At 73.1% G+C, this 16,498-nt stretch carries 18 protein-coding genes; 10 read left to right on the plus strand and 8 right to left on the minus strand.

From position 1 onward, the window contains the following. Positions 1–103 precede the first annotated feature (103 nt). Positions 104–889, plus strand: coding sequence for an LLM class F420-dependent oxidoreductase (locus tag AB0368_RS04055; RefSeq protein ID WP_366152272.1), 786 nt, complete (start codon positions 104–106; stop codon positions 887–889). A 50-nt stretch (positions 890–939) separates the two neighbouring features. Here AB0368_RS04055 and AB0368_RS04060 read toward each other — a convergent pair whose 3' ends face one another. Then, entirely contained in the window at positions 940–2,451 is a 1,512-nt protein-coding gene (locus tag AB0368_RS04060) for an SLC13 family permease (RefSeq protein WP_366152273.1), read from the minus strand. A gap of 84 nt (positions 2,452–2,535) precedes the next feature. Between AB0368_RS04060 and AB0368_RS04065 the strand changes: the two genes are divergently transcribed. Continuing rightward, on the plus strand, positions 2,536–3,093 hold the full coding sequence (locus AB0368_RS04065; RefSeq protein WP_366152274.1) for a TetR family transcriptional regulator: 558 nt from the start codon (positions 2,536–2,538) through the stop codon (positions 3,091–3,093). Here the strand turns inward: AB0368_RS04065 and AB0368_RS04070 are convergent. Both AB0368_RS04070 and AB0368_RS04075 read right to left on the minus strand, forming a co-directional pair. After that, positions 3,090–3,680, minus strand: coding sequence for a TetR family transcriptional regulator (locus AB0368_RS04070; RefSeq protein WP_366152275.1), 591 nt, complete (start codon positions 3,678–3,680; stop codon positions 3,090–3,092). The genes AB0368_RS04065 and AB0368_RS04070 overlap by 4 nt on opposite strands. Next, the gene (locus tag AB0368_RS04075; protein ID WP_366152276.1) at positions 3,677–5,203 is read right to left on the minus strand and encodes a DHA2 family efflux MFS transporter permease subunit; all 1,527 of its coding nucleotides are present in this window, start codon (positions 5,201–5,203) and stop codon (positions 3,677–3,679) included. Before AB0368_RS04075 ends, AB0368_RS04070 begins: the two co-directional genes overlap by 4 nt. Before the next feature lie 63 nt (positions 5,204–5,266). Between AB0368_RS04075 and AB0368_RS04080 the strand changes: the two genes are divergently transcribed. The 5 genes from AB0368_RS04080 (at position 5,267) to AB0368_RS04100 (ending at position 9,108) form a co-directional block, all read left to right on the plus strand. Beyond that, on the plus strand, positions 5,267–6,127 hold the full coding sequence (locus AB0368_RS04080) for an amidohydrolase family protein (RefSeq protein ID WP_366152277.1): 861 nt from the start codon (positions 5,267–5,269) through the stop codon (positions 6,125–6,127). 84 nt (positions 6,128–6,211) lie between these two features. Then, entirely contained in the window at positions 6,212–6,367 is a 156-nt protein-coding gene (locus AB0368_RS04085; RefSeq protein ID WP_366152278.1) for a hypothetical protein, read from the plus strand. Positions 6,368–6,372: 5 nt separating this feature from the next. Further along, positions 6,373–7,221: a PfkB family carbohydrate kinase gene (locus tag AB0368_RS04090; RefSeq protein ID WP_366152279.1), complete on the plus strand. Its 849-nt coding sequence runs from the start codon at positions 6,373–6,375 to the stop codon at positions 7,219–7,221. Between the two features lie 181 nt (positions 7,222–7,402). Further along, positions 7,403–8,641, plus strand: coding sequence for a threonine--tRNA ligase (gene thrS / locus AB0368_RS04095; RefSeq protein WP_366152280.1), 1,239 nt, complete (start codon positions 7,403–7,405; stop codon positions 8,639–8,641). An 80-nt stretch (positions 8,642–8,721) separates the two neighbouring features. Then, a complete protein-coding gene (locus tag AB0368_RS04100) occupies positions 8,722–9,108 on the plus strand; it encodes a hypothetical protein (RefSeq protein ID WP_366152281.1) in 387 nt (128 codons plus the stop codon). Between the two features lie 48 nt (positions 9,109–9,156). Here AB0368_RS04100 and AB0368_RS04105 read toward each other — a convergent pair whose 3' ends face one another. From AB0368_RS04105 to AB0368_RS04120, 4 genes are all read right to left on the minus strand, one after another. Further along, a complete protein-coding gene (locus tag AB0368_RS04105) occupies positions 9,157–9,561 on the minus strand; it encodes an HIT family protein (protein WP_366152282.1) in 405 nt (134 codons plus the stop codon). A 43-nt stretch (positions 9,562–9,604) separates the two neighbouring features. Further along, entirely contained in the window at positions 9,605–10,612 is a 1,008-nt protein-coding gene (locus tag AB0368_RS04110) for an NADP-dependent oxidoreductase (protein WP_366152283.1), read from the minus strand. Between the two features lie 68 nt (positions 10,613–10,680). Continuing rightward, on the minus strand, positions 10,681–12,525 hold the full coding sequence (htpG, locus tag AB0368_RS04115) for a molecular chaperone HtpG (RefSeq protein WP_366152284.1): 1,845 nt from the start codon (positions 12,523–12,525) through the stop codon (positions 10,681–10,683). 95 nt (positions 12,526–12,620) lie between these two features. After that, positions 12,621–13,469, minus strand: coding sequence for a hypothetical protein (locus tag AB0368_RS04120; protein WP_366152285.1), 849 nt, complete (start codon positions 13,467–13,469; stop codon positions 12,621–12,623). 250 nt (positions 13,470–13,719) lie between these two features. Between AB0368_RS04120 and AB0368_RS04125 the strand changes: the two genes are divergently transcribed. The 3 genes from AB0368_RS04125 to AB0368_RS04135 are packed head-to-tail and all read left to right on the plus strand — an operon-like array spanning position 13,720 to position 15,664. Further along, positions 13,720–13,938 (plus strand): hypothetical protein, encoded by a 219-nt coding sequence (locus AB0368_RS04125; RefSeq protein ID WP_366152286.1) that lies wholly within the window; start codon positions 13,720–13,722, stop codon positions 13,936–13,938. 44 nt (positions 13,939–13,982) lie between these two features. Beyond that, positions 13,983–14,753 carry an alpha/beta hydrolase-fold protein gene (locus tag AB0368_RS04130; RefSeq protein WP_366152287.1) on the plus strand — a complete coding sequence of 257 codons (771 nt, stop codon included), beginning with the start codon at positions 13,983–13,985 and terminating at the stop codon, positions 14,751–14,753. Positions 14,754–14,779: 26 nt separating this feature from the next. Next, positions 14,780–15,664, plus strand: coding sequence for an ABC transporter substrate-binding protein (locus AB0368_RS04135; RefSeq protein WP_366152288.1), 885 nt, complete (start codon positions 14,780–14,782; stop codon positions 15,662–15,664). Between the two features lie 7 nt (positions 15,665–15,671). Here the strand turns inward: AB0368_RS04135 and AB0368_RS04140 are convergent, their stop codons facing one another. Then, complete coding sequence (locus AB0368_RS04140; protein ID WP_366152289.1) at positions 15,672–16,457, minus strand: CDP-alcohol phosphatidyltransferase family protein; 786 nt, start codon at positions 16,455–16,457, stop codon at positions 15,672–15,674. Between the last annotated feature and the right edge of the window lie 41 nt (positions 16,458–16,498).

The raw sequence follows: 16,498 nt of genomic DNA on the forward strand, positions 1-16,498 counted from the left end.
ACAAGTGTGCAAGGCGTACCTGTGATGACCTTGGGAATCCGGCGAGCCGAAGATCACGTGACCGGCACCCGGCGCCCGGCGTAACCGGAATATGCTCCGGTTCATGACGAACAGGCCTGTGAGGATCGCGCTGCAGCTTCAGCCGCAGCACGCCGACTACGCGACGATCCGGCGTACCGCCGCGGAGGCGGAGGAGCTCGGCGTCGACGTCCTCTTCAACTGGGACCACTTCTACCCGCTGTACGGCGCACCCGAGGGCCTGCACTTCGAGTGCTGGACGATGCTGGGCGCCTGGGCCGAGGCGACCTCGCGGGTGGAGATCGGCGCCCTCGTGACCTGCAACAGCTACCGCAACCCGGACCTGCTCGCGGACATGGCCCGCACCGTCGATCACATCAGCGACGGCCGGCTCATCCTCGGCATCGGCTCCGGCTGGTTCGAGAAGGACTACCAGGAGTACGGCTACGAATTCGGCACCGCCGGCGGCCGCCTGAACGACCTCGCCGCGGCCCTGCCGCGGATCGAGGCGCGGCTCGGCAAGCTGAACCCGCCGCCCACCCGCAAGATCCCGACGCTGATCGGGGGCGGCGGGGAGAAGAAGACGCTGCGCCTCGTCGCCAAGCACGCCGACATCTGGCACAGCTTCGGTGACGCCGACACGGTCGCACACAAGCTGGGCGTGCTGCAGCAGCACTGCACCGACGTCGGCCGGGACTTCTCGGAGATCGAGATCTCGGGCGGGCTGACCTCCGGCGACGACGCGCTGAGCGCCGCGGCGGCGCTGCGCGAGCAGGGTGTCTCGCTGTTCACGGTCGGCGTCGGCGGCCCGAAGCCGGACCTCGGCCCGCTGCGCGACTGGCTGGCCTGGCGCGACGAGCAGAACGCCTGATCCACCGCGCCCGGCCGTGCCCCGCCCGCGCGGGGCACGGCCGGGCCGCGTCAGACGAAGATGTCGAGGATCATCACGCAGCCGAAACCGACCACCGAGATCACGGTCTCCATGACGGACCACGTCTTGATGGTCTGCCCGACGGTCATCCCGAAGTACTCCTTCACCAGCCAGAACCCGGCGTCGTTGACGTGCGAGAAGAACAGCGAGCCGCTGCCGATCGCCAGCGCCAGCAGCGACACCTCGGGCTTGTCGAGGGTGGCCGCCAGCGGCGCCACGATGCCGGCGGCGGTGATCGTCGCGACGGTGGCCGAGCCGGTCGCGACCCGGATGCCGACCGCGACCAGGAAGCCGAGCAGCAGCGCCGAGACGTTGGCGTCCTTGGCGGCGTCCGCGACCACGTTGCCGACGCCGGCGTCCACCAGCACCTGCTTGAACCCGCCGCCGGCGGCCACGATGAGAAGGATGCCGGCGATCGGCGGCAGCGAGCCGCCGATGACCGACGACGTCTGCGCCCGGTCGAAGCCGGCCCGCTTGCCCAGCGTCCACATCGCCAGCAGCACGCCGAAGAGCAGCGCGACGACCGGGGTGCCCAGGACCTCGAAGACGGTCCGCAGCCGGGTGCCCTCGTCCAGGACGAGCTCGGCGACGGCGCGCAGCAGCATCAGCACGATGGGCAGCAGCACAGTGAGCACCGCGGGCCAGAAGCCGGGCCCGCGCCGGCCGGCGGGCAGGCCGGCGTCGACGGGCTCGTCCGGCTCGCGGGTGCCGGCGTTGGCGAGGTCGTCGCGGTCCACGAAGTCCTGACCGCCGGCCGGGCCCGAGCCGGGACGGTCCCCGACGGCGGCCCGCTCCCGGGTCGCGCCGGCCAGCACGGCGCGGGCCGGCACGGCCACGGGAACCCGCTTGGCGATGAAGTTGCCGAAGACCGGGCCGGCGATGATCACGGTCGGGATCGCGCAGATCAGCCCGAAGGCCAGCGTCAGCCCGAGATCGGCGTTGAGGCTGGCGATCGCCACCAGCGGGCCGGGGTGCGGTGGGACCAGCCCGTGCAGCACCGACAGGCCGGCCAGGGCGGGAATCCCGATCTTCAGCAGCGGTACGTCGGTGCGCTGCGCCACCAGCAGCACGATCGGCACCAGCAGCACGACGCCGACCTCGAAGAACAGCGGCAGGCCGACGAGGGCGGCGACGCCCGCCATCGCCCACGGCAGGGCCGAGCCGGAGAACCGGCGGACGATGGTGCCGACGATGCCGTCGGCGCCGCCGGACTCCGCCAGCAGCGCGCCGATCATCGAGCCGAGCGCGATCAGCAGGCCGACGCTGCCGGCGGTGCTGCCGACCCCGGCGGTGAACGAGGTGATGGTGTCTCCGGGCGCGGCGCCGGCGACGATCCCGAGCACGGCCGCACCCAGGATGAGAGCGAGGAAGGGGTGCCACTTCGCCCACGCGATGAGCAAAATGACCACGGCGATGCCGAGCACCGCGGCGAGGATCAGTTGGCCGGTACCGGCGGAGGTGATGGCCTCCGCCGCCAGCACAGGAGCGGCGTGCGCTGTCATGGGCGGCCCGTACCCGGATAGAGAGAAATCGAATCACCCGCCGGAGTGCGCCCGTTAGATGTCTAACGTCATATACTCGGCGTCATGGCACGGGTGTCACAGGCGCAGGCGCAGGAGAACCGGGAGCGGGTGGTGCGTACGGCCGCCCGCCTCTTCCGCGAGCACGGCGTCCAGGGCGTGAGCGTGGCCGACCTCATGGGTGCGGCCGGGCTGACCCATGGCGGCTTCTACAAGCAGTTCGCGTCGAAGGAGGCCCTCGTGGCCGAGGCCGCCGGCCGCGCCTTCACGGAGCACGGTTCCCGGCTGGCCGGCCTGGCCGAGCGGCACGCCGGTGACCACGACGCGGCCCGCCACGAGCTGCTCGACCGCTACCTCTCCGCCGAGCACCGCGACGACGCCGGCACCGGTTGCCCGGCGACCGGATTCGGCCCGGACATGGCCCGCGAGGACCCGGCGAGCCCCGCGCGGGAGGCGTACGCCTGCGGCATCGAGGAGTTCGCCCGCTGGATGGCCGGCCGGGACGGCGAGGAGGACCTGGCCGCGGTCGCGACGATGGTCGGCGCCCTGCTGCTCGCCCGCGCGACGGCCGGCACCCCGGTCTCCGACCGCGTCCTCGCCGCCGCCCGGGACGCCCTCGGCTAAGGCTCGAGCGGCAGCCCCGCCTGGAGCAGGTCGAGGGCGCGGTCCAAGTTCACGAACTCGCGTTCGTCGAAGGACATCGCGCCACCGGGCAGCGCGGCCAGGCAGACGCCCATCACGGCGCCGGCCAGCACCCGGGCCGAGAAGTCGTCCGCCGGCAGCCCGGCACGCTCGGCAACGGCGCCGGCCAGCTGGCCCATCGTCGACGTGTACTGGTGCAGGGCGCGGGCACGCAGGTCGGTCACCGACTGCAGGATGCCCTGCCGGCGGCGTTCCACGGCCCAGTCCTCGGCACTGACGGCGCTGAACACCTGCCTGATGGCGCGTTTGACGGCCTCGACCGGGTGCACGTCCGCCGGCTGCTCCCGCAGCGCCTGGAGCAGCAGCGGGTCGTAGTCGTCGGCGAGGACCACGTCCTCCTTGGTGGGGAAGTACCGGAAGAACGTGCTCGGCGAGACGTCCGCCGCCTCGGCGATCTGGTCGACCGTCGTGGCGGCGTACCCCTGTTCCTCGAAGAGCCGCAACGCGTGCTCGCGGATCGCGGCGCGCGTCCTGGCCTTCTTGCGTTCCCGAAGTCCCGGCGAGGTCATACCGTCGATTCTGCCGCCGGCTGCGGCGCAACGGGCGCGAGGGGGACGTCCGGCGCGCGATCCGGGCGGCCGGGCAGGAAGATCGCCGCCAGGACCGCTCCGGCCGCCGCTACCACGCCGGCGACGAGCAGCGCCGTACCCATGCCGTCGGTGAAGGCGGACCGCACCACCGCGGCGGCGCCGGGGTCGCCGAGCCGGGACGCGACCGCCATGCCCGCCGAGACGCTGTCGCGGGCGGCGCCGGGCAGCCCCGAGGCGTCGATGCCGTCGCGGTACGCCGCGTTGAGCACCGTGCCGAGCACTGCCACCCCGACCGCGCTGCCCACCTGCCGCATGGCCTGGATCAGCCCCGAGCCGACGCCGCTGCGCTCGCGGGACAGCGCGCCGAGCGCCGCGTTCATGGCCGGCGGCATGGTGAAGCCCAGGCCGATCCCGGTGACGGTGATCCAGCAGGCGACGAACCCGTAGCCGGTGTCCGGTCCGCTCGCCGTGCCGGTGAACAGCCCGGCCGCCATGAGCACCAGGCCGCTCGCGACGACGGCCTTGGCGCCGAGTCGCGGTTCGAGCCGTCCGGCGATGCGCGCACCGGCCATCAGGCCGCCGATCACCGGCAGCAGCCGCAGGCCGGTGCCGAACGCGTCGTTGCCGCCGACCGCCTGGAAGTACAGCGGCAGCGCGAAGAGCAGGCCGAACATGCCGAAGCTGGCCACCGTGGCGAGGATCGAGCCCCACGTGAAGGCGCGCGAACGAAAGAGCGCGAGGTCGACCAGCGGCGCCGGCGAGCGCCGCTGCCACCACACGAAGGCGGCCATGACGACCGCCCCGGCGGCGATCGTGAGCAGCGAACGGGGGTCGCCCCAGCCGCGTTCGCCGGCCTCGATGGTCCCGTACGTCAGCGCGACGAGGCCGGCCGCCGACAGCGCGACGCCGGCCGGGTCGGAGCGCCGGGTGCGGTCGCCGTGCGACTCGGGCACCCACAGCGCTACGGCGACCAGGCCCGCGACCACCAGCGGCAGGTTGATGAGGAAGACCGAGCCCCACCACAAGTGATCGAGCAGCCAGCCGCCGACCAGCGGGCCGAGCGGGATGCCGAGGGTGTTGGCGGTGATCCAGACGGTCAGCGCCCGGCCGCGCTCCGCCGGCTCGAAGATCACCGTGAGGACGGCGGCGCTGAGCGGCATGATCACGGCCGCACCGAGGCCGAGCACCGCCCTGGCCGCGATGAGCTGCCCGGAGGTGGTCGCGTACGAGCAGGCGGCGGAGGCGAGGCCGAAGAGCACCAGCGCGCCGAGCAGCAGGCGCTTGCGGCCGAGGCGGTCGCCGAGCATCCCGGCGGGGAGCAGCGCCGCCGCCAGGACCAGCAGGTAGGAGGTGGTGAACCACTGGAGGTCCCCGGTCGAGGCCCGCAGGTCCCCGGCGAGCGTCGGCAGCGCCACGGACAGCACGGTGCTGTCCAGGCCGATGGCGATCGTGCTGAGCGAGAGGGCGGCGAGCGCCCACCAGCGTGAAGTGGAAGTAGCCATGAAATGACAGTAACCATCAAAAGCTAGGAACGGTCAGAATGTGAGATGCGCCATCATCGACCTGTGAACGACTTCGTCCGCACGCTGGGCCTGCCAGGCCTGGCCGACGTGCACACCCATTTCCTGCCCGAGCGGATGCAGCGGCGTGTCTGGGCCCACTTCGCGGAGGCCGGGCCGCTGATCGGCCGCGAATGGCCGATCCGCTACCGCGGCACCGAGGCCGAACGGGTCGCGGAACTGGGCCGGCTCGGCGTGCGGGCGTTCTCCGCGCTCGCGTACGCCCACCGACCCGGCATGGCCGCCGACCTCAACGAGTGGACCCTGGGGTTCGCCGCCCGCACCCCGGGCTGCCTGCCCAGCGCCACGTTCTTCCCCGAGCCGTCGGCGGCCCGCGATGTCCGCGACGCGCTGGACCGCGGCGCGCGGATCTTCAAGCTGCACCTGCAGGTCGGCGGCTTCGACCCGCGCGACGACGCCCTGCACGACGCGTGGGGCCTGCTGGCCGAGTCCGGCACGCCGGTGATCGTGCACGCCGGCTCCGGACCGGTCGCCCACGGCTTCACCGGCCCCGGCCCGATCGGCGAGGTCCTCGCCCGCCACCCACGCCTGACGATGATCGCCGCGCACCTGGGCGCCCCCGAGTACGCGGGCTTCCTCGAGCTGGCCGAGCGCCACGAGCGCGCCGGGCTGGACACCACGATGGCGTTCACGGGCTTCTTCGAGGACATGGCGCCGTTCCCCCGCGACCTGCTGCCCCGCCTGCGGGACCTGGGCCTGGCCGGCAGGGTCCTGCTGGGCAGCGACTTCCCGAACATCCCCTACCCGTACGCGCACCAGCTCGAGTCCCTGGCCGCGCTCGACCTCGGCGACGACTGGCTGGCCGCGGTCTGCTGGCACAACGCGGCCCGGCTGTTCGGCCTCTGACGGCGCGTTGCGGCAGCCCGGCGTGCGGCCCTGTGCCACGATCACATCGATCGAGACGCGCCCGCAGGGAGGTGACCGGCGACGATGAAGAAGGCAGTCGGCTGGATCGTGCTCATCCTGGTCATCTTCTACATCGGCACCAACCCCGGCCCGGCGGCGGACATCGCGCAGGGCATCGGCGACGGCGTCGCGGAGGTGTTCCGCAACATCGGCGTCTTCTTCTCCGACCTGGCGTCCTGACCGCCGTGCGGGTGGTCTGCGCCGGCCTGGCCACCGTGGACCTCGTGCAGCGCGTCGAGCGGCTGCCCGGGGCCGACGAGAAGGCCGAGGCACTCTCCGCGGAGGTCGCGGCCGGCGGCCCGGCCACCAACGCGGCGGTCACCGCCGCCGCCCTCGGCGCCGACGTCGTCCTGGTCACCGCGGTGGGCACGCACCCGCTCGGCGATCTGATCCGCGCCGATCTCGCCGCCTGCAGGGTGACGCTGCTAAACGCCACGCCGGACGCCGCCGAGCCCCCGCCGGTCTCCGCCGTCACCGTGCTCGAGGGCACCGGGCAACGCACGATCGTCAGCCGCAACGCCCGGGGCGCGGCGGTGGGCGTACCGGAGGATCTGGAGGAAGCGCTGGCCACCGCGGACGTCGTGCTGGCCGACGGGCATCACCCGGCACTGGCCCGGGCCGCCGCGCGCAGCGGTCGGCCGCTCGTGCTGGACGCGGGAAGCTGGCGCCCGGTCTTCGCCGAGCTGCTCCCCCGGGCCGCGTTCGCCGCCTGCTCGGCGGCGTTCCGCCCGCCCGGTGACCTGCCCGTGGAGCCGTCCCTGCGGGCCCTGGGCGTCCGGCGTGGAGCGATCACGCGCGGCCCGGACCCGGTGCGGTGGTGGTCGGGCGACGACGCCGGCGAGATCGAGGTGCCGCCGGTCGAGGCGGTCGACACCGCGGGCGCGGGCGACGCCTTCCACGGCGCGCTCGCCGTCGCGCTCGCGCGCGGTGCCGGAACCACCGAGGCCCTGCGGTACGCGGTCACGATCGCCGGCGTCCGCGTCCGGCACCGTGGCCCCCGCTCGTGGCTGGCCGCCCTGGAAAATCGGTCGTGAGCACGGGCCGGCCGCCCCTACCATCGGCGGTGTGAACGCCAGGATGATGACGACGGCGCCGGGACACCCCGGCGCACGTTCGCGCTGATCCTTTTCGAGCGACGACACGGCCCCGGGCGAGATGCCCGGGGCCGTCGTGCGTCCCGGCCTCTCCCCCGGCCACGATCCCAGGGAGACGACCATGCCCGCCGACCACCGCAGACTCGGGCGCGAGCTCGACATCTTCGACTCCGACCCGCTCATCGGCGCGGGGCTGCCGTTCTGGCTGCCCGAAGGCGCCGCGGCCCGCCACGAGGTGGAGTCGTACGTCCGCGACCTCGAACGCCGCGCCGGCTACCGGCACGTGTACTCGCCGGCGCTGGGCAAACGGCAGCTGTACGAGCTGTCCGGCCACTGGTCCCACTTCGCCGACGACATGTTCCCGCCGATGCACCTCGGCGCCGGCGATGACGCGCTGGTGCTGCGGCCGAGCCTCTGCCCGCACCACGCGCTCGTCTACAAGGCCCGGCAGCGCTCGTACCGGGAGCTGCCGCTGCGCATCGCCGAGCTGGGCACCATGTACCGCGCGGAACGCTCCGGTGTGCTGGGCGGCCTGGCGCGCGTACGGTCCATCTCGCTCAACGACGGGCACGTCTTCTGCGCGCCCGAGCAGGCCGGCGCGGAGGTGGCCGGGGCGCTCCGGCTGCTGCGCGAGGCCCACGAGGCGCTGGGCCTCGAGGTCTCGTCGTACCGCCTGTCGCTGCGCGGCGACGGCGGGAAGTACGCCGGGGACGACGAGTCCTGGGAGCGGGCCGGGCGGCTGCTGCGCGAGGCGCTGGACGACGCCGCCGTGCCGTACTCGGTCGCGGCGGGCGAGGCCGCGTTCTACGGGCCGAAGATCGACGTGCAGATCGCCGATCCGGCCGGCCGGGAGTCGACCCTGTCCACCGTGCAGGTCGACTTCCATCAGCCGGCCCGCTTCGATCTGTCCTACAGGGACGCCTCGGGCGGGCGGTCGCGGCCGGTGATGGTGCACCGCAGCCTGGTCGGCTCCTTCGAGCGGCTGTTCGCGCACCTCATCGAGGCCCACGCCGGGGCGTTCCCGGTCTGGTACTCGCCCGTGCAGATCGCCGTCGTGCCGGTGTCAGCCGGTCAGCTCGCCGCGGCCGACGCGTTCGCCGCGGACGCGATCGCCGCCGGGCTGCGCGCCGAGGTCTGTGCCGGCGGGACCGTCGGCGCCCGCATCCGCGACGTGGCCCGGCGGAAGATCCCGTACGCCGCGGTGATCGGCGCGCAGGAGGCACCGGGCGAGGTGGCGCTGCGCCTGCGCGACGGGCGGCACCTGCCCGCCCAGCCGGGCGGGCAGGCGATCGACCTGATCCGGAACGTGGCAGCCGCCCGCTCCGCGGAGGTGTTACCACGCAACGTGTCCGGCAACTGACAGTGAGCCATCTCCGTCGGCGGGTGCCACGAACTCCTCGCGTCCGTTCGTCCGAACGGATCCCACTGAAGGAGGACGTCATGACCCGCACTCGCACCCTCGGCACCGCCGTGACCATGGGCGTCACCGGGGCCCTGCTCGCGCTCGCACCCGCCGCCGCGCAGGCCGCCATCACCACCCTGCCCGGCCGGCCCGTCACCCTGCAGCCCGGCGAGCAGGTCTGCATCGGCGCCCGCGCCGTCAGCGACGCCAAGGCCACGGGTACGGCGGCCGCCCCCGGGGTGATCTACACGCTGGAACGCAGCGGCACGGAGATCTACCGCACCGACTCCCGCCGGACCGGTGCGAACTCGACGAAGGTCTTCGTGGGCGCGGGCAACTACCGGTGGTGCGCCAAGAATCCGGCCGGCCTCGGCCAGCCGGTCGGCAACGTCTCCATCACCCTGTTCACCGACGAGGACGCCTGAATCGGAAACCGTACGGTGCCGCGCCTCCCGCGGCACCGTACAGCCCGGTCAGGTGTCCCTTCCCACAGCGGCGAGGATGCGCTGGTGGTTCGCGTCCAGCTCCTCGGCGCTGACGTCGGCGTTCGCCCTGGCGAAGTCGAAATCCGCCATGTCGTGCGCCGGGAAGACGTGCACGTGGGCGTGGGGCACCTCGAACCCTGCGACGATCAGCCCGATGCGCGGGGCGTCGAAGGCCCGCTTGAGGGCGGCGCCGACGGTGTGGCTCACGGTCATCAGGTGGGCGACCAGCTCGGGCTCGAGGTCCGTCCACTCGTCGACCTCGGCCCGGGGCACCACCAGGGTGTGCCCGGGCGTCAGCGGCGCGATGGTGAGGAACGCGGCGACCCGGTCGTCGGACCAGACGATCCGGCCGGGCAGCTCGCCGCTGATGATTCTGGAAAAGATCGTCGGCATGCCCCCATGACATCACGCCACCGCGCCGGTGCGGAGGCGGCGGTCAGGCGATCCGCACCAGGTTCTTGCCGACGCCGTCGCCGCGCATCATGGCCAGGAACGCCTCCGGGGCCGACGCCAGGCCCTCGAAGATCGTCTCGCGGTGCCGGATGCGGCCGTCCGCGAGCGCCGGGGCGACGTCCCCGACGAACTGGTCGCGGAGGTCGCCGTGGTCGCGTACGAGCATGCCGCGCAGCGTGATCCGCTTGCCGATGACGTCGGCCAGGTTGCGGGGCGCGGGGGTGGGCTCGGTGGCGTTGTAGACGCTGATCATGCCGCAGACGCAGATCCGGCCGTGCACGTTCAGCGCCGAGATCGCGGCCTCCAGGTGGTCGCCGCCGACGTTGTCGAAGTAGACGTCGATGCCGTCGGGGGCGGCCGCGCGGAGCTGGTCGAGCACCGGGCCGTCGTGGTAGTCGAACGCCGCGTCGAAGCCGAGCTCGTCGCGCAGGTACGCCACCTTCTCCGCCGAGCCCGCGCTGCCGATGACGCGGGCGGCACCCTTGAGCCGGGCGAGCTGGCCCACGACCTGGCCGACCGCCCCGGCGGCGCTGGAGACGAAGACGACGTCGCCCGCCTTGAACTCCGCGCTGCGCAGCAGTCCGGCGTACGCGGTCAGCCCGGTCATGCCCAGCACACCCAGGTACGCACCCAGCGGCGCCACCGACGGGTCCACCTTGGCCGCCGCCTTCGCGGGCACGAGGGCGTACTCGCGCCAGCCGAGGCCGTGCAGCACGATGTCTCCGGGCTTGAAACCGTCGGCCTCGCTGGTGACCACCTCACCGACCGCGCCGCCGTCGAGGGGCTCGCCGACCTGGAACGGCGGCACGTAGGACTCGCGGTCGTTCATCCGGCCGCGCATGTACGGGTCGACGCTCATCAGCATGTTGCGCACGAGGAGCTGGCCCGGGGCCGGGTCGGGCACCTCGGTGCGGGCGGTCTCGAACGTCTCGGCGGTCGGCCACCCCTGCGGGCGCGCGGCGAGACGGATTTCGATGGATTCGACACTCATGGCCCGACCCTAGTCCGGGCTCCCCGCCACCCGGGCCCTCCGCGGGGCCCGGGCGACGAAGATCATGGTCAGACGGTACGGGCGAGCCGGTCGGCGAGCAGCTTCGCGAACCTGGCCGGGTCGGTCAGGTCCCCGCCCTCGGCCAGCAGCGCGGTGCCGTACAGCAGCTCGGCGGTCTCCGGCAGGGCCGGATCGTCGGCCTTCCGGGCGTACGCGTCGCGCAGCGCGCTCACCAGCGGGTGCTCCGGGTTGAGCTCGAGGATGCGCTTGACCGGCGGCACCTCCTGCCCCATCGCGCGGTACATCTTCTCCAGGGTCGGGGTGATGTCGTCGGCGTCGCTGACCAGGCAGGCCGGCGAGGTGGTGAGCCGGGTGGACAGCCGCACCTCCTTGACCTCGTCGAGCGTCCCGCCCAGCCAGGTCAGCAGCGGCGCGTACTCGCCGGTCTGTTCCTCCGAGGGCTTCTCGTCCGACGCCAGGTCGACGGAGCCGCGCGCGATCGACTGGAGCTTCTTCCCGTCGTACTCGGGCACCGCCTCCACCCAGATCTCGTCCACCGGGTCGGTGAGCAGCAGGACCTCGTACCCCCGGGCCTTGAACGCCTCCATGTGCGGGGAGTTCTCGACCTGGGCCCGGCTCTCGCCGGTCATGAAGTAGATCGCGTCCTGTCCCTCCTTCATCCGCGACACGTAGTCGGCCAGGGTGGTCGGCTCCTCGCTCGCGGTGGAGGCGAACGACGCGACGTCCAGGATCGCCTTCTGGTCGTCGGCCTCGCCGAGCAGGCCCTCCTTGACCGCCCGCCCGAACTCGCGCCAGAAGGTGCGGTACTTCTCCGGGTCCTTCGCCATGAGGTCCCGGACCGTGGAGAGGACCTTCTTCGCGAGCCGGCGCCGGATCATCTGGATGTGCCGGTCCTGCTGGAGGATCTCGCGGGAGATGTTCAGCGACAGGTCGGCCGCGTCCACGACACCCTTGACGAAGCGCAGGTAGTCGGGAATCAGCTCGCGGCTGTCGTCCATGATGAACACGCGCTTGACGTAGAGCTGGATGCCGCGGCGCGCGTCGCGCTGGAAGAGGTCGTGCGGTGCCCGCGACGGGATGAACAGCAGCGCCTCGTACTCGAACGTGCCCTCCGCCTTGAGATTGATGATCTCGAGCGGGTCGGTCCAGTCGTGGCTGACGTGCCGGTAGAACTCGGCGTACTCCTCGTCCTTGACCTCGGAGCGCGGCCGGGCCCACAGCGCCTTCATGGAGTTGAGGGTCTCCGGCTCGCCCTCGCCCTTGATCAGGCGGATGGGGAACGAGATGAAGTCGGAGTACCGCTTGACGATCTCCCGGATCTTCCATTCGTCGGCGTAGTCGTAGAGCGCGTCCTCCTCGTCCTTCGGACGCAGGTGGACGGTCACGGCGGTGCCGGTGGGCGCGTCCGTGACCTCCTCGATCGTGTACGTCCCCTCGCCGGCCGACTCCCAGCGCGTGCCGGTGTCCTCGCCGGCCTTGCGGGTGACCAGGGTGACGTTGTCCGCCACCATGAACGTGGAGTAGAAGCCGACGCCGAACTGGCCGATGAGCTCGGCCGACTCCTGGTTCTCCTTGAGCCGGCGCAGCATCTCGGCGGTGCCGGACCGGGCGATCGTGCCGATGAGTTCGACGACCTCGTCGCGGGACATGCCGATGCCGTTGTCGCGCACGGTCAGCGTGCGGGCGTCCTTGTCGGCCTCGATCTCGATGTGCAGGTCCTCGGCCCGGAGCGCCTCGTCGTGCAGGCCGGCCAGGCGCCGCTTGTCCAGGGCGTCGGAGGCGTTGGAGATCAGCTCGCGCAGGAAGATGTCCTTGTTCGAGTAGATCGAGTGGACCATCAGCTGCAGGAGCTGGCGCGCTTCGGCCTGGAACTCCAGCGTCTCGGTGCTCATGTCATCCCTCCGTGCGTGCTTTTCCGGGTCCGCCGCCGGCCTTGCGCCGCGGGCGAACTCAGTTCCCGCCGCTGATCGTATGACCCTCCGTGGATCTACCCGAAGGGGTTCCCGTCCGGCACGGCCGGCGGCCAGCTCACCGAGTCCGATCCGGGCAGGCCGCCGGTGCCCGGCTCCCACGGGAAGTCGTGCGCGTCGTCGTCCTGCGGTTCGGACTTCGCCGGGATCGGGGCGGCCGGCTCATCGGTGGCCGGCGTCGTGACCGGTGTCGTGACCGGTGTCGTGACCGGAGTGGTGGCGGGGACGGTGGCCGGAGTCGTCGCCGGAACGGTGGCCGGAGTGGTGGCCGGCGTGGTGGCGGGTGTCGTCGCCGGAGTGGTGGCCGGCGTGGTTGCCGGAACGGTGGCGGGCGTCGTCGCCGGAACGGTGGCCGGCGTCGTGGCCGGAACGGTGGCCGGCGGCCTGGTGGGCCGGTGCGGCACCGGCCGGGTGGTGGCCGTCGTCGGCGTCGGCACTGGGGGGCGCATCACCACCGGGGGGCGGGGCAAGACCGTCGGCTGCTGCGGCGCGACGGTGGCCGGCGCCGGTGCCGCGCCGGTCGTCGCAGCGGTGCCCACCGTAGTGCCCGCAGCGGCGCCTGCGGCAGCGGTCGCCGCCGCGGTCGTCATAGGAGTCCCCGGTGTCAGGGTCAGGATCCGGGCCGGGGCCGGGGGCTGCGGGCCGGGCAGCTGCGGCGGCGTGACCCCCGGGCGGGCCGCGACGCCGGGGCGGGCGGCCGCGCCCAGCGCCTCCTCGGCGCCGGCGATCACGGTCCGCTCGCCCGGTTCGGGTGCGCCGCCGCGGTCGTCGACGGCGCCCGCGATCACCGCGCCCGCGCCGGACACCAGGCACACCAGCGCCATGCACCCGATGATCTTCTTTTCCCGCCTCGTCAACTCAATCATGAAACCGTCATACAGGTAGGAACCGGACTACCACGGCTGTTTCGCTATATTTCCCCCGTGTCGGCCCGGCGAGGCAAACGCCTCCCGAGCTTACTCAGAGTGATAATCCCGACTGTTGCGGCTTGCTGACTACGCTATGTATCTTTCCTCTGCACCCTCGCCGGCACCGAGCCGTCGGGTCCGAGCGGGAGATCAAGTGAACCTGAGCGAGCTGGCCATGGCCGTGGCTATCACTGTGAGTATCGGCGGCGTGTCTTACGCTGTGGTGAACACGAGCCACCTCACGGACAAGGCCGCCAAGGTCTCGCAGCAGGCCACCTGCCGCACGGTCGACGGGGCGATCGTCGCGTACGTCGCCCAGCACGGCACGGCTCCCACGCGCACGGCCGACCTGAAGCCGTACGTGGACGGCGACATCTCGGCGTACCGGATCGTCCGGGGACAGGCCGCCGGGCCCGGCTGCCGCTGACCGCGAGGCCGTCACGCCGCCGCTCGCGGCGCGTTGATCGGCTGATGGACAGACGCACCCTGCTGACCGGCACCGGAGCCGCGGTAGCGGTCGCCGCCGCCGGCGGGTACGCCCGGCAGCGGTACGCCGCCGAGCCGGTGATCCCCGACGCACCGCTGGGCGACGAGCGCCTCGAGCAGCGGCATTCCCCCGCCCGGGGCCGCACCGTCGACTTCTACACCGCCGTCCCGGCCGGCCACGGCGACGGCCGGGGCCTGCCGGTATGCCTCGTCCTGCACGGCGCCTCCAAGACCGCCGCCGACTTCCCCGCGCTCGGCCTGGGCCGGTTCGTCACCGACTCGGTCCGCCGGGGCAACGCGCCGTTCGTCCTCGCCGGCGCGACCGGGGGCCGGCTCTCGTGGCGACCGTCGGGCGGCGACGACCCGCAGCGGATGGTCCACGAGGACATCCCGGCCTGGTGCGCCGAGCGGGGGTTCGACACCGGGCGCTTCGCGGTGGCCGGCTGGTCGATGGGCGGCTACGGCGCCCTCCTGCTGGCCGAGACCTTCCCCGGATTCGCGGGGGCGGTCGCCGCCTTCTCGCCCGCGGTGTCGCCCGGAGATGACGTCTTCACTCACGTGGCCGCCCTGCGCGACGTCCGGGTCGGGCTGTGGTGCGGCACCGACGACGGGCTGCTCACCGACGTACGGGCGCTGGAGCGGGCGTTGCCGCAGCCCAAGGCGGGGGGAAGCTACGCCGCCGGCCGGCACAACTTCGCCTACTGGAGCACCTGCCTCCCGGCCGCGTTCGATCTCGTCGCGCGAGTGAACGGCTAGGCACGGGCTGCGGCAGACTCCCGGGTATGCGCCTGGTCTCCCTGCTGCCGTCCGCCACCGAGATCGTGTACGCCCTGGGCCTCGGCGACGACCTGGTCGGCGTCACGTTCGAGTGCGACGAACCACCGCGGGCCCGGCGGGACAAGACGGTCGTGGTCGGCGGCCGGGACACCCGCGGCATGTCCCCCGCGGAGATCGACGCGTACGTGAAGGCGCAGATGGCGGCGGGGGCCGACCTCTACACGCTGCACGCCGGGGCGCTGGCCGGGCTGGACCCGGAGCTGATCCTCACGCAGGACCTGTGCCGGGTGTGCGCACTGCCCTCCGGTCAGGTCTCCGGTGCGCTGGACCACCTCGGCTGCCGCGCGGACGTGCTGTCGCTGGATCCGTACTCCCTCGAGGAGGTGCTGGCGACGATAACCGAGGTGGGAGACCGCGCCGGGGTGCCGCAGCGGGCCGCCGCGCTGGTGTCGGGACTGCGCGCCCGGCTGGACGCCGTGGCCGCGGCGGTCGCGGGACGGCCCCGGCCGCGGGTGGCGATCGTCGAGTGGGTCGACCCGCCGTTCACCGGCGGTCACTGGGTGCCTGACCTGGTGGCCGCCGCCGGTGGTGAGCCGGTGGCGGCGCGTCCGGGCCGGCGCTCCGAGGAGACGACGTGGACGGAGCTGGCCGCCGCCCGCCCGGACGTCGTGCTGGTCACGCCGTGCGGCTTCCACCTGGCCGGTGCCGTCGAGCAGGCGGCCCGGGTCGTGCCGCATTTCCCCGCGGCTCAGGTGTGGGCCATCGACGGCGACGGCCTGGTGGTGCGTCCCGGCCCGCGGCTGGTCGAGGGGGTCGAGGCGATCGCGGCGATCCTGCATCCGGACGCGGTTCCCGCAGCCCCGCCGGACGCGATCCGGCGGGTGCGTTGAGGAAGGGTCAGGCGCTGGCCGAGGCGGGGCGGCGGATGCGCCGGGCCGGGCGCGGCACCGGGCGCGCCACGGCGGCAACCGTGGCGACGGCGGCCCGGCGGGCCCGCTCGGCGCGCCACAGCCAGGCGATGTCGAGGCCGAACGACCAGACCAGCGAGACCGCGACGGCGGCCACCGCGACGAGCAGCACGGCGTCGGGCAGCAACCGGGCCGTGGCGACCACGAGGACCACGCCCTGCACCGCGGCCACGACCTTGCGGGAGAACCGGGGCGGGAGTGCGGCGTCGAGCCACGGCGCCGCCCAGGACGCCACGACGAAGGCGTAGCGGAAGCCGCCCAGCGCCACTGCCCACCAGCCGAACGTCTCGGCGACGAAGACGCTCAGCACGAGGGCCAGGATGGAGTCGACCTCCATGTCGAAGCGAGCGCCGAGGGCCGTCGTGCTGTTGGTACGGCGGGCGACCTGGCCGTCGACGGCGTCCAGGGCGAGCGCGACGGCGACCAGCGTGACCAGCACAGGCAGGCTCACCGGAGCGTCGAACGAGGTCACCACCAGCGCGGTCACCGCGCCGACGAGGGTGGCGCGGCCCAGGGTCACCGTGTTCGCCGGGCCGAGCGCGTCCATCCCGGCGCGGCGGAGGCCCGTACGCAGGAGCATGCAGAGCACGACGGCGTAGGCCGTACCGGCGAGCCAGCCGGCGAGGCTCAGCCCCGACGTCGCCGCCAGGACGGCCATGAGCACGAGCTGGACGGCCACGCCCACGAGCGGCCCCCGCCCCGAACGTGCCGTCATCGTGCCGATACTCATAGTCACTCTGCCTCCGGATCCGCAAG

Origin of the sequence: Actinoplanes sp. NPDC051475 (assembly GCF_040689425.1) — a bacterium.
GTDB lineage: Bacteria > Actinomycetota > Actinomycetes > Mycobacteriales > Micromonosporaceae > Actinoplanes.